Here is a 13,222-nt window from a genome sequence, read left to right as displayed (position 1 = left end):
CGCCGCCGATGCCTCCACCGTCCGTTTCGGCCTTCGTGCCAGCCACGTCAAGCGTGCCGCACTGCCCGACCAACTTGTGTTCGGACTCTTCCTGCCTGGTGCTGAACTGATGCTTGCCGCCTCCCTGCATAGCGTGCATGAGAACGAGCGTCAAATGCTGTTCGAGCACCTGGATCGTCTCTCCAGCGACGATCTCCTGCTGCTCGATCGGGGCTATCCCTGCCGATGGCTGCCTGCCGTCCTGAATCAGCGCGGCATCCCTTTTTGCATGCGCGTCGAGCAATCCGGCAATGGCGGCTTTGCCTGCGTACGTCAGTTTCTCCGCTCTGGACTGGACGACCAAATCGTCACCCTGCGCGCCCCGGATCTTCGCGACGCAGTCGATTACGAATGCCCTGTCATGGCGCTAACCGTGCGCCTGGTGCGTCACGTGGCATCCACCGGCAAGGTGCGGGTCCTGATGACCAATTTACTCGACAGCGCGCGCTATCCGGCCAGTCAGTTTGGCGATCTCTACCATCAGCGCTGGCGAATAGAAGAAGCGTTCAAGCGCCTCAAGCACCGGTTAAACCTCGAGCATGTTTCCGGGCTGTCACAACGGGCTGTGGCACAAGATCTCGCCGCCAGGGTGCTGTGCGACAACCTGCAGGCATTGACCACCCTGACGGCCCACGCCTGCCATGAATTGCCGCCCGACCGACGCATCAACCGCGCTTACGTGCATTCCGTGCTCAAGCCTCTACTGCCATCCCTGTTGCTCGGCATCGCCGCGGCGACCTCGCTGGCGCACGCCTTGGCCCTCATCGCACGCCATACCTTCCGTCATCGACCAGGAATCTCAAAGCAACGCAAACCCCGCTCGAAACCCCACAAATCCATGACGCAAAAACCTTGCTGAAAGATCTCCATTTCTTAACTTGGGTGGATTGGATGCGGGGCCGATGCGCCGCCCGGGTTGATATAACTACACTTAGGAATGAATCATATGCATTCCTAGATAATGTATCGTGAGTCAGCCCACGAGATGAAAGGAAACTATCCTTCGATGTTTTGTGGTGTCCCGTGCGTTCACCCGAAATTGGCTCACCAAGGCTGTTGCGTTGCTGGCTTGGTGAAATCATTTACGCAACTAACCGTCTGTCAGTTTTGTATTCACAGCTCAGCGCGCTAGGGGCAATGGTCAATCGCTTGTCGACAGAAATGCAGCTCGTCGAATGCCGGTGTCTTGGGCGCTACCAATTCAGTTTATGCCCGCTCTCCGTGGCCTGATGCCGATCGTCGTCCTCGGCGTGCAGGTACCGGCTGGTGGTCGAGATCGACTCGTGGCCGAGGTTGTCGCGCACGTAACGCAGGTCGACTTGCTGGTCCATCATGTGGGAGCCCGCTGTGTGCCTCAGCCAATGAGCCGAGGCCTGCCGCAAACGCCGTACAGCATGTTCACGGGCCTCGCCCTCCGACGGCAATTGCCCGACAGCGTTTTCGAATACCTGCTTGATGATCAGGTGCAGTCCCGCACGCGTGAGCGGTCGACGCTGGCCGCCGATCGGCAAGACGAGTGGTGTTGCTTCGTCCCGGTAAGGTAGGGCGCTTAAGCCGTAGTGCAGCCGATAGCGGGTGAGCTCAGCGACAAGCTCGCGCGTAGCGGGCAGCAGCCGTTCCTTGTCGCCCTTGCCGGTCACCCGCAGCCACCACCGCGCTTCACCGGAGCGATCCGCGCGGGTAAAGAAACCGCCCATCGTGTTCGCTGCGGCCTCCGAGATGCGCAGCCCGCTCAGGTACAACAACGCGATCAACCAGCGCACCCGCGCATGGTGCTCGCGCTCGCGCGGGGTTACACACGGCATGGCATCAATCGACGCTTTGACGCTCGCCCACAGATCGTGATCCAGATACCGGTCGATCTGGGGTTTCTCCCGCCGGCGGCGCTGGCGCGACAGCGACAATGGGTTGCCCGCCAGATAGCCCGCGTTGACGAGCCACGAGAACAATCCATTCAAAATGATCACCGCCTGATGGCGGCTGGCTGCCGACAGAGGGCCCGCGAAAGGGCGCCACATCGGATCGCTGCGCGAGAGCTTACGCGCGTGCATCACCCAGCGCTGAGCCGGTTGCGGATCTTCCAGGAATCGCCCGTAGGCAAGAAGGTCTTCATGCGTGAGCGAGGAGAGGGGTTTGCGCAGCTCGACGGTGCTCCACAGCAACAGCCGTTCGGCTTCCTTGCGGTAGCTCTCGAAGGTGGCGCGGCTATCGGCATAGCGGGCGAGCCACGCCTTGATCGCGTCCACGTCGTTGTCCGCTGCAATTTGCGGGATGCCTTGGCGCGCGCGATTGAGACCGTGCCGGCCGTCGAGGTCGCTCGGCAGCGTCAGCGCGTCAAGTGGCACGAGAGCTGACACAAGATTGGGCAAGGCTGGAGCAGTCTCGCGAGCCGGGTCGGAAGGGGGCATAACGGGTAGGCGTGGCCAAATGAAGAGACCACACCATTTTATTGACATTAGGTCAGTAATATTCATCGATCTCGGGTGTGGTTGCGGCCCCGGCGCTGGGCGGTTAGTCCGGTTTGCGCTGCCCGCGATATCGAGTGTCGCGACTTCTTCGCGCTGCATGGGCTGTCCACCTCTTAGTGTTGACGGTAAGGTATTTTTGCCTTACAATTTTAGAGATTCAATCTAGGTATATCGCCATGAGCACGCTCACTGTGACTGCCAAGGGACAAGTAACCTTGCGCAAAGACGTCTTGAAACATCTGGGTGTTCATCCTGGCGAAAAGATCGCCGTCGACAAGCTTCCCGATGGGCGAGTCATTGTGCGCGCCGAGCGGCCAAGCGCGCCTATTAGTGCGGTATTCAATTTTCTTAAGAAGGAGAAGGGTCCTTCTTTGTCTATTGAGGAAATAAACGACGTGGCTGCGCGTGGTTGGGCTGGCAAACGATGAAGATCACGGCGGATACAAACGTCTTGGTTCGGGCGATTACGGGCGATGATGAGCGTCAGAGCAGACTCGCGCAAGCGGAACTGGAGCGCGCGGACGTCGTGGCCGTGGCGCTGCCGGCGCTCTGCGAACTCGTATGGGTGTTGTCGCAGGGATATAAGATCGCGACCACTGACATTGCGCAAGCAATCCGGCACCTGATCAACGGCATCAACGTTGTGGTGAACCGGCCAGCGGTCGAGGCCGGTTTAGCAGTGCTGGACGCCGGCGGCGACTTCGCAGATGGCGTGATTGCGTACGAAGGAAGCTGGTTAGGTGGGGACACCTTTGTGTCCTTCGATAAAAAGGCGGTGAAGCGTTTGACAGCGCAAGGTGAGCCGGCCCGTCTGCTTGGCTAATGCCGCTCGTCTGGGTTTCGTCGCAGTAAGGAAATCAGGGATGGTTCATTTGCAGTGAACACCGATCCGTCGATGTGGGGAAGATTTTTGTGAGTATGAAAGAATTGTCATTCAGACAACCTTGCTCACGATAAAAATGGTCTTCCAGAAAATCCCAGTAAAGCGCATTCCCGCTGCCAGGAAATGCGCGATGGCGCTCCAGGCGATCAGTCGCCAACAAACGATCACCGAGATAGCGAGAAATTTTCATTGCAGCCGCACGACGGTCCACGCGCAGAAGAACCGGGCACTGGAAGCCGCCGCCAACGAATTCAAGGACGCGATCGATGATGAAACGCTGTTTACCGTTCCGGTTACCCGGTCATTTATCCATCAGATGGTGGTCGGGTTGTTTTGCATCTGCAATTCAAGCTATCGCGGGATCATGTCTTTTCTGAAGAGCATCTTCGATCATCCGATTGCCCTGGGATCGGTGTTCAACATTCTTGACGCTGCTGCCAACAAGGCTGCTGTCTTGAATGAGGCCTATGCACTGAGCCCGATCAGATGCAGTGCCGCCGACGAAGTATTCCACCGCAATCAGCCCATCCTCAGTGTCGTGGATATTGAGTCGCGGTTTTGCGCACTGCTGGCCAGAGCGGAGGATCGCGACCATGAAACATGGGGAATTCATCTGCTTGATCTTCAGGCACGCGGCTACGCGCCCGATACCAGCATTGTGGATAGTGCCAAAGGTTTGATCAAGGGCCATGCCAACATATTGCCAGAGACCACCTTGCGGCATGATCATTTCCATTTTATCCGCGACCTGAAAGACTGCGCCCGGTACCTGAAAAATCAGGTCGCATCGCGAACAACGGCGACGCTCAAGCTTGTTCGCCGTGCAGAAAAGCAGCGCGATGCGCAAAAGAAAGAAGCGCAGTCTGCGGGCGCGTCCATCGCGCTGACCGGGCTTGTCGTACTGGAAGAAACGTACGCCACCTTCCAGCTTCTGGCACAGTGGTTGCAGCACGATGTGCTGCAACTGGCGGGCTATGCGCCGCAAGTGCGTGCGATGCTTTATGACTTTATCGTTGCCGAAATGTCGATCATCGCCGGGCGGCATCCGCATCGGATCGATGCCATTGTGACGTCCCTGCATTATCGGCGCGATGCGTTGCTGGATGTGGCTGATGCCTTGAATGACCAGTTTGCACAACTGGCAACGCAGTACGGGATATCGATCCACACCGTCTGGCATGTCTGCCATACGACCCGATACGGCATCGATCACTGCGCTTATCACGATCAGTCATCGGCATTGGAAAGTCTGATTGGCGAGAAAGCTGATGAGATAGAAGATGCGGTGCTCGCCATTCTGAAAAAAACGCATCGCTGTAGTTCGATGGTTGAAAATCTGCACAGCCGCCTTCGACCGTACCTAAGTGAACGGAAAACCGTCAGCCATAAAACCCTCGGAGTCCTACAGTTTTATCTCAAACATAAGCCATTCATGCGGAGTCGGCATGAACGGTTGAAGAATAAAACTGCGGCGCAGGCGATGACCGGAAAACCCCATTTGCCCTGGCTGGAAATTCTCGGCTTCGCCGGTTTCAAGCAGCCAGCGGCCTGACGCAATTCTGGATTTAAAGAACAGGAACTGGCCCGCATACCTTCTATGCCAGGGCTGGATTCCGCACGTCTACTGTTCACTAAAATGCGGGCCTTTTGAACCATGCCCAAAATACGTCCTTCGCTTTCTGATCAGCCGTCCCGAGTCCGGTTTACTCGCCTCATTCCGCTAAGTTGACAAAGCCCACCGGGTCATCCTCGTGGCGGGACGCAACCTGTCTTACATTCCGCACGTCGAGGACACAATTTGGCGTGAATTTCGTCGCTAATCCGGCGGGCGAAAGGCGTCTTCCGGGACGCCGAGTAGCCTGAGCAGCTGACGCTGCAATTCCGTGAGGGGAACGGCGAAGACCTGCACAGTGTGTGCACCCTCGATCAGCCGGTGACGTTGGGCGAGGCTGAACAGGCGCAGGATCTGTTCGGTCGTGGGGCGTGCGCACTGACGCTGCTCGGGATAAAGAGGCAGTTCGTCAATATTCTCGCGCTTCATGGCAAGGCGCAGCTCGCGTTCAATGAGCGCCTGAATGAGCAAAGCGAGGAAGTACAGCGTGAAGAGAGCCTCGATGCGGCCCTCGTCTTTCAGGAACACCGGCGCAATCTCATATACGGTCTTGACCTGTTCGAAGCGCTTCTCGATCATCGGCTGACCCTTGTGGGCCTCCAGCACCTGGGCCGGTGACAGACTGCGATCGTTTGTAACCAGAGGATACATCCCATCGCTGCTGTGATCGTAAGCGATGGCCTGTTCGTCGGTCGTCCACTCGATGTCAAAGCGCCGCCTGGTGATCTTGCGGTAAGCCGTCTCGGGTCCCGGGCGACCCCGCCGCGTCTGCCTGTACTCGTGTTCTTCACGCACGGCACGCCGGACCTTCAGATAGCGGGCGACGTGGTGCTTCTCGAGCATCACCTTGATCTGCAGGTCAATCTCGGCAGCGCCACGCAGCCGCGTCTTCGCGCCGGCCAGCCGCGCGCGTAGCTGCTGGAACTCTTCAATGGCCGCGGCGATGTTCCTGCGTCGCCGGGCCTCCTGGCGCAGGGTCAGCAACGGACTCCACACCCATACTACGGGCCACGCTTCGGCCGACAGTAGCGGAGCGCGAAAGACATACCAGCAGTCGCGTGGCCCGTCGCGGTGGCGCGGATTGGGCCGGTCCCACACACAGGTCCAGTCAGGTGTGTTGGACTGGATCCACTGGCGGAACTCCGCGTCTTCCAGGCGATTGCGGGGCAACACGGTGACGAACCGTCCGCCCGCGCGATCGATATGGTCCATGTTTTCCCGCGAGCAAAGCTTAGAGTCGGCCACATAAAGGAAGTCGCTTCGGCCGGCCAGGGCGCGCAGCGTATTCCAGGTATCGATGTGGGTGCGCGAGTCGCTCGTGTTACCGTCGGTACAGCGGAACGCGACGGGAATGTTGCCGTCGGCGGTCATGGTGAGGATGAACAGCAGCTGCTTCATATCTGGCCTGTGGGCCTTCGAGTGACCATAGGTGATCATCGGAGCTGTGCGTCCGCGGATCTTGCGGCCTGAGGCACCACGATAGCTGCCACAGAAGCTGATCGTCGTACTGTCGTTGTGACACTCGTCGAAGTTCACGCCGAAGCGCTTTGCAACGGCCAGCGCGACCTCGGTGAGCAAGGCCGCGCGGTCGGCGTCAAACAGGTGATCCAGCGCACGGCCAAGCCGATCATCGCTGAGGTGAGTCATCTGCTCAGAACCGATGCCAAACATCCCGCTCGCAAAGCCGTGGACCGTCTCCTGCTGGCGGTAAATCGGCTCACGCTCGACGATGATCGAGCGCAGCAGTACGCCAAGGGCCTGGGCGTGAGGCACCGCACAGCGCGCATCTGAGGGAACGTGGCGATCGAGCAAGGACGCCAGGCCGATGCGATCAATGAAGTGATTGACGAGGGGTAAAGGTCCCAGTCGCTCGCTGTGCAGGATGAAGCGAGCCTTGGGCGGAGAAAGTTTTTGCGGGCTGGACATTCTTCCGCTATATTATAAAAGGACTACTAAATATTCAAGGACATTTGATGCTGTCTCATACCACTCACGGATTTGCAGAGGCAGTTGCTCAGGCTACCCCGCGGGCTGGCCGCGCATTTCGCCCGCCCGACTGGCAACGAAATTCACGCCAAATTGTGTCCTCGACCTGCGGAATGTAAGACCTGTCGCGAGTCACTGCCTGAAATATATCAGGCCGTTCATATCTATTAACGTGTGCTCCACACCAACGCTGCATAGAATAGAAACTCCCGGTTCGACTCCGGTCGCACCGAGGCACCATCTTCCAAAGTCGCAAATATCTCCACAAAAGATCTATCGAACAACTAAAGTACAGGTCATGCAACGCTGTTAGCTCTTCCGCCTCAGGAGAACACATGTCTACCCTTCTTTCGTCGTATGAGATGCTCGGCTTGCCGCTTAAAAACCGGGTCGTCATGGGACCCATGACGCGTTGCCGGGCGAAGATCGCCGGACTACCGAACTCCCTGATGGCTCAGTACTACGAGCAGCGCGCTTCCGCGGGACTGATCCTTACCGAGGCAACGAACGTGAGCGGCATGTCTGCCTCGTTCGAACTTGCGCCGGGGGTCTACACGAACGAGCAAATGGAAGGCTGGCGTGCCATTGTCACGCGCGTGCACGCGGCTGGCGGACATATCTTCATGCAACTCTGGCATGGAGGTCGAGTCAGTTCTTTCGCGCTACTCGACGGACAGGCACCCCTGTCGCCCTCTGGAGTTAATGACGACCTGGAACAATTGCAGGTGTGGGGGCAGCTACAAAACGGACACTACACGAAGATTCACGCAACACCCTCCCGCGCGATGACTATCGACGAGGTCCGCGACGCGATTGCATGCTATAGGGCCGGGGCCAAACGCGCTCAAGAGGCCGGCTTCGACGGAGTGGAAGTGCATGCAGCCAACGGCTACCTTCCGCATCAGTTTCTCTCGTCCACCACCAACGTTCGCGACGACCAATACGGTGGCTCGGTCGGTCATCGCGTCAGATTTCTTCGCGAGATTCTTGAGGAAATTGGTGAGGTTATGCCGATTAACCGGGTGGGTGTACGTATCTCGCCATTCGCTCTGTACAACAACGTTCGTGACCCTGATCCAGACGCCACGTATGGATACGTTTCCAAAATGCTTCAGGAACTCGGTGTTGCATACGTTCACGCCGCAGATACAAACGGGTGGATTGGCAAACCCGATATGCCAAAGATTGTCTCTATAGTCAGAGCAGCGTTTGACGGGACATTGATGGTTAATGGCGGCCTCACAGTGGAACAAGGCGAATCGCTGATCGCCGACGGCACCGCCCAACTGGTAGCTTACGCGCGCGCCTTCATCGCAAATCCAGACCTCGTCGAACGCATTGGGCATAAGCAACCCTTGACGACCGCAAGCGCGTTTGGATGGTACGGCGGCGATGCGGCAGGCTATACCGACTATCCAACGTATGCAAACGAAAAGGTAACTGCCGGTGGCCTCAAAGCCGGCGAATTTTGATCTTACAAGTCAGTTCACGGTGTCATGCAACAGACAAGCGCCGTCGCATTCTTCAGCTTGATGGCGCTTAATTTCGTGCCCAAACCAACGTATGAAAATACTCATCGCAGGCGGGTCTATTGCGGGCCTATCGAGTGCACTCACTCTGAGCTGCGTCGGACACGATGTTCACGTGTACGAGCGCTCCGAAGTGCCCCTTCGCGGGCGAGGCGGCGGCGTAGTCGTGCTGCGCCATATGCTGAGGTTTCTTGAGCAGCACGGCCATTACACCCAGCAAATGATTAGCGTGCCTACCAACGTGCGGCGTCGCGTCGATATCCACGGCGCAACGGTCAACGAGGAACGGGAGAAGCTGCCCTTCTCTTCCTGGGACACGGTCTATCGCTCACTTTGCGCCATGCTGCCGCGAGCCCAGATTTCGTACGGCTGTGAGGTGACCGGGTTTACCGAGCACGCAGCCGGTATCGACGTCCACTTTGACAGCGGCAAAAGCCTCACTGCAGACATGCTCGTTGCGGCAGATGGAGGAGGTTCGCGAACGCGCGCTACGCTATTTCCGGAGCATGCGTCGCGCTTTGCGGGGTATATTGCATGGAGAGGAATCGTCGACGAAGCGGCGTTTTCGCCGTTGGAAGTTGAAACTCTGGTCGACAATTTAACGATCTTTCGCGAAACCGGCCACATGTTCATGGCGTTTCTGATTCCGGGTCTCGATGGGTCACTCGAACCGGGACGACGACGTTTCAACTGGCTCTGGTATCGAAACGAGCCCAACATGGCGGACTTGCACCGGCACCTAACAGATAACCTCGGCCGGCCGCATCATTCGTCGATTAGCGCAGGCCTGCTATCCGGAGAATCGTTCGTCGAACTTTGCGAACTTGCCAATACTTTCCTTCCTCCGGTTCTCGCTCAGCTGATACAAAAAACACCGGAACCGTTTTTTCAGTCGATCTATGACGCCTTGAGTCCTACCTTTGCCGTGGGACGAGTGGCCCTCGTTGGCGATGCTGCCTGCACCGTCAGACCGCACACAGGTTCGGGCACTTCAAAGGCAGCAGACGACGCTGTTTCGCTGGCGGAAGCCTTTTCGTCCGATTTCGACCCGTGCGTTGTCAGCACACTTGAGCAATGGGCCGCACGCAGACGTGACGAAGTAGACCGGTTATTGAAGAAAGGGCCTGAATTGGCGGCATTTTTCGGGTTGGGAAATGGCAACTCATGAAGTTTGGCTCCGTGGCGTCAGCGTAACGTTTTAGTCTCGGGAATTACACTCAATGTAGGCTTCTTATTGCTGGTTTGACAACTTCATTTTCGTATATTCTGGAGCTCTATCAGAGTTCGACAGGCCTTCGGAAGATGTCGAACTCTTTAAGGTGGCGCGGCGCGCCGCGCCGGTTTTTTCCCCCCGGACACTTTCGTGCACCCAACTCTTGCCGCATTGCGGTCACCGTTACTTTCGTTGCTCATCAAGGTTGATCATTTGCGTAGCCCCGACTGCTGACTTAAAAATATGAGGGCTGTAGGGTGCGATGTCATGCAGGTGCTGGAATCTATCGAGCTGACTGGCGCCGTATGACAGCGCTCGGCTTTGCTGTTTCTGTCGGTTGGAAGTAGCGACCACGCAACGATTCCTGCGACCGAGGAGAGCGGGAACGGTCATTCAGAAACGCGCTGTGGTGTTGTAAGTGTTCACGAAAATCTGATTTGAAATCTGAGCCGAATCCGCCGAGCAGTTTTTCGACCTCGGCATCAATGGTTTCCTTGGTCCAGGTGACGAAGCGGCGCCAGTGATACTTGGCGTGGGCGTGGTTCGAAAAGCGCCGATTTTGGGTAACACGGTCGTGCTGATCCGCACCGCTCGTAGAGCAGCGTAATTTTGATTTTTGATTAGCAGTCCGATTTGGTTGGAGGTCTTGAATATCGACCTCCCGCGCTCAGGCCTGCTGCGGTTGAAGCGCTCCGAGTCCCAATATCGTCAGCCAGTGCGGGTGGTCCCGCCCCGTCATCAACTCACACGGACTCTTGCCTTGACGCTCGACCCGGCGGCTGCGCATGAAGCGCCGGTGGTTCAGGAAGAAGCGCAGCAGGTCAAGATAATGGGGACCCAGATGGCGCCGCAGCGTGAAGTAGTTGCGCAGCCGCGAGTTGAGGTTTTCCACCAGCGAACTGCTGCGCGGCGTGTGATCCATGACCTGCGCCACAGCGGCGAAGACGGCGTGGAACTGGCCACCCAGTTGGGATCGCAACCGGCCCCAGCCTTGCCAGTACGCAGGCGAGGTGGTCGGTTTGCGGTGCAGCACGCACGCGGCGCGCACGAGATCACCGGGTACGCTCGCGGCCTGCGCGATGGTGGCGAGTTTCGCATCGAGCACGCCGGCGAACGCGAGCAGGTCATCGCGCTGGTTCTGCAGCGCGATGCGCACCGGGCGGATGCGGCGCGCATCCGGCGCTTCGCGCACGCCCAATTCCTCGACGATGAAGTCGAACAGCGCTTGCCGCGTGGCTAGTTGCGGACCCGCCAGCGCCAGGATGTCATGACTGAGCCACTGGGTCAGCGTGCGGATGTCGCAGGCCAACTGATGCGCCTGCGTTTCAGTCCGACGTGCCCGCCTCAGCTGGGTAGCGAAGCCGCCAGCGCGCCCCCGCGAGCGGTGCTGGTTGAGCTTGGCTTGCAGCTTCTCGCGCCGCGACCGGGCGCCCCTGGCGAGATTGCCCAGCGTGTTGGCGAGTTCTTCGCACTGGCGCTGGATGTGAAATACATCGCCATGGCGCGGTGTGTCGCCCCAGACGGCCTTCTGCCCGGCGCGCAGGCCCTGGCCGGCATCGGCAATCGTGTACTCGGGCGCCAGTCCCTGCTGCGCCGCGTCGAGCAGGTGCACGCCCCAGGTGTCGCCGTCGCGATGGGCCTCGGCCGCCAGCAAGTAGCAGTAGGTCGACTCGGCATCGACGCCGGCGAGCACCGGCCGCGAGCCCTGGAAGATCTCGTTATGCAAGCCCACGCGAATGCCGGACAGGTCTTGCTCGCGGTCGAGCGCGGCCGCTTGCTGCGCGGCCCATTGCTGCACGTCGTGAACGTTGCCCACACTGGTGGACACGCCCAGCAAGTCGCGCATGAACTCCACCACGCCGCGATACGAACTGCGGCAGATCAGCGTCAGTGCGACCATCACCTGGCGCAGCCACCTTTTGCTAACCGGCAACTCAAACAGCACGTCATCCTCGGGCACCGCAGATGCAAACGCCTCTTCCAGCGCGGCGCGGGCCTTGTCCGTTTGCGCATAGACGAACTTGCGGCTCACCCCGTGTTGGGCGGCCAGCGCGCTGATCGTCCCGGCTCCGGCCAACGCCTGAACTGCCAAGTCCTGGCGCTCGGGTTCAGGCAGCTTCGCTGCCGCGCTATCGGATCGATTCATGCACGCACCACGACTGAGAAAAATGGGCGGCCATTATCGACCATCGCCGCCTCACCCGGCGCCCCGCGTGTTACCCATGTATGAACCTCGTCGTTATTGACACGGAAAGTCATATCAGTACCTCTACCGGGCGGTGGACACGGCGGGAAAAACCGTCGATTTCCTGTTCAGAGCCAAGCGCGACAAGGTGACAGCGCGGCGCTTCTTTGAAACGTCGATCGCTCGGAAAGGTGTACCCGAGACGGTAACCATCGACAAAAGCGGCTCTAATCTGGCTGCGCTGCAGGCGGTGAACGCCGCGCGGGAGACGCCCATCATGATCCGTCAACTCAAGTACCTGAATAACGTGGTCGAGCAAGACCATCGGGCCGTCAAACGCATCACCCGACCGATGCTCGGCTTCAAGGATTTTCGATGCGCCCGCATCATCCTGTCTGGCATCGAAGTCATGCATATGATCAGGAAGGGGCAGATGAAAACCGAGGATTGAACCCATCCGTGCGCCGCCGGGCAGTTTCATTCGATGGTTATGTGAGCAGTCCTTGTCATTTCTGGTCTGCTCATCAAGATGGCCGGCGTGGTTCAAAACCCGTGGTTTTTGCGTTACATAGACGAGCTGATTCGTCCCGCGCTTTCAGGCAGGATTAATATGGAATGCAAATCAGTTTGAAGTCCGCGACCTCCCGCGATCAAGTTTGCCGAGGCTGAAGCGGACGGAGTCCGAGTAGTGTCAGCCAGTGCGAATGGTCCTGGCCGGTCATCGCTTCACGTGGACTTTTGCCGAGCCGCTCGCTGCACCGGCTGCGCATGAAGCGGCGGTGATTGAGGAAGAACTGCAGCAGGCCCAGCCAGGCGCGGCTACCGTTCAGATGGCGCCGCAGCGTCGGGCAGTTGCGCAGCCGGGAGTTGAGGTTTTCGACCAACGAGCTGCTGCGTGGCGTGCTTTGCATGGCTCGCGAGACCGCGCTCCAGACCCTGTAGAACTTGCGCCCCATGGCGGCATGCAGCCGGTTCCAGCCTTGCCAGAAGGCACCCGAGGTGTCGGGCTTGCGATGCAGCAGACACGTTGCGCGGACCAGATAGTCCGGTACTGCCGCCGCGCGCGCGATAGCGGCCAGCTTGTCATCGAGCACGCCGACGAAGGCGAGGAGGTCGTCGCGCTGGTTCTGCAGGGCGACGCGCATCGTGCCGATGCGCGATGGATCTTCGGGCTCGCGTTGATGAAGTTCATCGACGATGAAGTCGAACAGCTCCTGACGGGCGCCCCGCTCAGGACCGGCCAGTGACAGAATGTCACGTTCGAGCCACCGGGCGAGGGTGCGCAGGTCGTCCGCCCGCTGAGACGA

At 58.8% G+C, this 13,222-nt stretch carries 10 protein-coding genes and 1 pseudogene; 7 read left to right on the top strand and 4 right to left on the bottom strand.

The genetic code is table 11. The features are described 5' to 3' along the window. Positions 1-898 (top strand): transposase (locus tag BSU04_RS13550; protein WP_089161078.1); only part of this gene is annotated, 898 nt, incomplete at its 5' end. Positions 899-1,232: 334 nt separating this feature from the next. Here BSU04_RS13550 and BSU04_RS13545 read toward each other — a convergent pair. Then, positions 1,233-2,447, bottom strand: coding sequence for a tyrosine-type recombinase/integrase (locus tag BSU04_RS13545; protein WP_089161077.1), 1,215 nt, complete (start codon positions 2,445-2,447; stop codon positions 1,233-1,235). 236 nt (positions 2,448-2,683) lie between these two features. On the opposite strand from BSU04_RS13545, the gene BSU04_RS13540 reads away from it, so the two are divergent. The 3 genes from BSU04_RS13540 to BSU04_RS13530 all read left to right on the top strand — a co-directional run bounded on the left by BSU04_RS13540 (position 2,684) and on the right by BSU04_RS13530 (position 4,942). Further along, on the top strand, positions 2,684-2,935 hold the full coding sequence (locus BSU04_RS13540; protein WP_089161076.1) for an AbrB/MazE/SpoVT family DNA-binding domain-containing protein: 252 nt from the start codon (positions 2,684-2,686) through the stop codon (positions 2,933-2,935). Next, positions 2,932-3,330, top strand: coding sequence for a type II toxin-antitoxin system VapC family toxin (locus BSU04_RS13535; RefSeq protein WP_089161075.1), 399 nt, complete (start codon positions 2,932-2,934; stop codon positions 3,328-3,330). The genes BSU04_RS13540 and BSU04_RS13535 overlap by 4 nt, the downstream gene beginning before the upstream one ends. A gap of 136 nt (positions 3,331-3,466) precedes the next feature. Next, entirely contained in the window at positions 3,467-4,942 is a 1,476-nt protein-coding gene (locus tag BSU04_RS13530; protein WP_144021228.1) for a transposase, read from the top strand. A gap of 264 nt (positions 4,943-5,206) precedes the next feature. Here the strand turns inward: BSU04_RS13530 and BSU04_RS13525 are convergent, their stop codons facing one another. Continuing rightward, a complete protein-coding gene (locus tag BSU04_RS13525; protein WP_089161073.1) occupies positions 5,207-6,928 on the bottom strand; it encodes an IS1634 family transposase in 1,722 nt (573 codons plus the stop codon). A gap of 395 nt (positions 6,929-7,323) precedes the next feature. On the opposite strand from BSU04_RS13525, the gene BSU04_RS13520 reads away from it, so the two are divergent. Together BSU04_RS13520 and BSU04_RS13515 are read left to right on the top strand one after the other, a co-directional pair. Beyond that, entirely contained in the window at positions 7,324-8,460 is a 1,137-nt protein-coding gene (locus tag BSU04_RS13520) for an alkene reductase (protein WP_089161072.1), read from the top strand. A gap of 91 nt (positions 8,461-8,551) precedes the next feature. Beyond that, positions 8,552-9,685, top strand: a complete 1,134-nt coding sequence (locus BSU04_RS13515) for an FAD binding domain-containing protein (protein WP_089161071.1) — start codon at positions 8,552-8,554, stop codon at positions 9,683-9,685. A 712-nt stretch (positions 9,686-10,397) separates the two neighbouring features. Here BSU04_RS13515 and BSU04_RS13510 read toward each other — a convergent pair. Next, complete coding sequence (locus BSU04_RS13510; protein WP_179258313.1) at positions 10,398-11,876, bottom strand: hypothetical protein; 1,479 nt, start codon at positions 11,874-11,876, stop codon at positions 10,398-10,400. Positions 11,877-11,988: 112 nt separating this feature from the next. Between BSU04_RS13510 and BSU04_RS13505 the strand changes: the two are divergent. Then, positions 11,989-12,366: pseudogene (locus tag BSU04_RS13505) on the top strand (IS6 family transposase); the annotation flags it as partial. Between the two features lie 199 nt (positions 12,367-12,565). On the opposite strand, the gene BSU04_RS13500 reads toward BSU04_RS13505, so the two are convergent. Further along, positions 12,566-13,222, bottom strand: a 657-nt coding sequence (locus BSU04_RS13500) for a hypothetical protein (RefSeq protein WP_218827281.1), incomplete at its 5' end; no start/stop codon positions are given.

Source organism: Caballeronia sordidicola (genome assembly GCF_002220365.1).
Lineage (GTDB): Bacteria > Pseudomonadota > Gammaproteobacteria > Burkholderiales > Burkholderiaceae > Caballeronia > Caballeronia sordidicola_C.
This window is presented reverse-complemented; position numbering and strand designations above follow the sequence as displayed.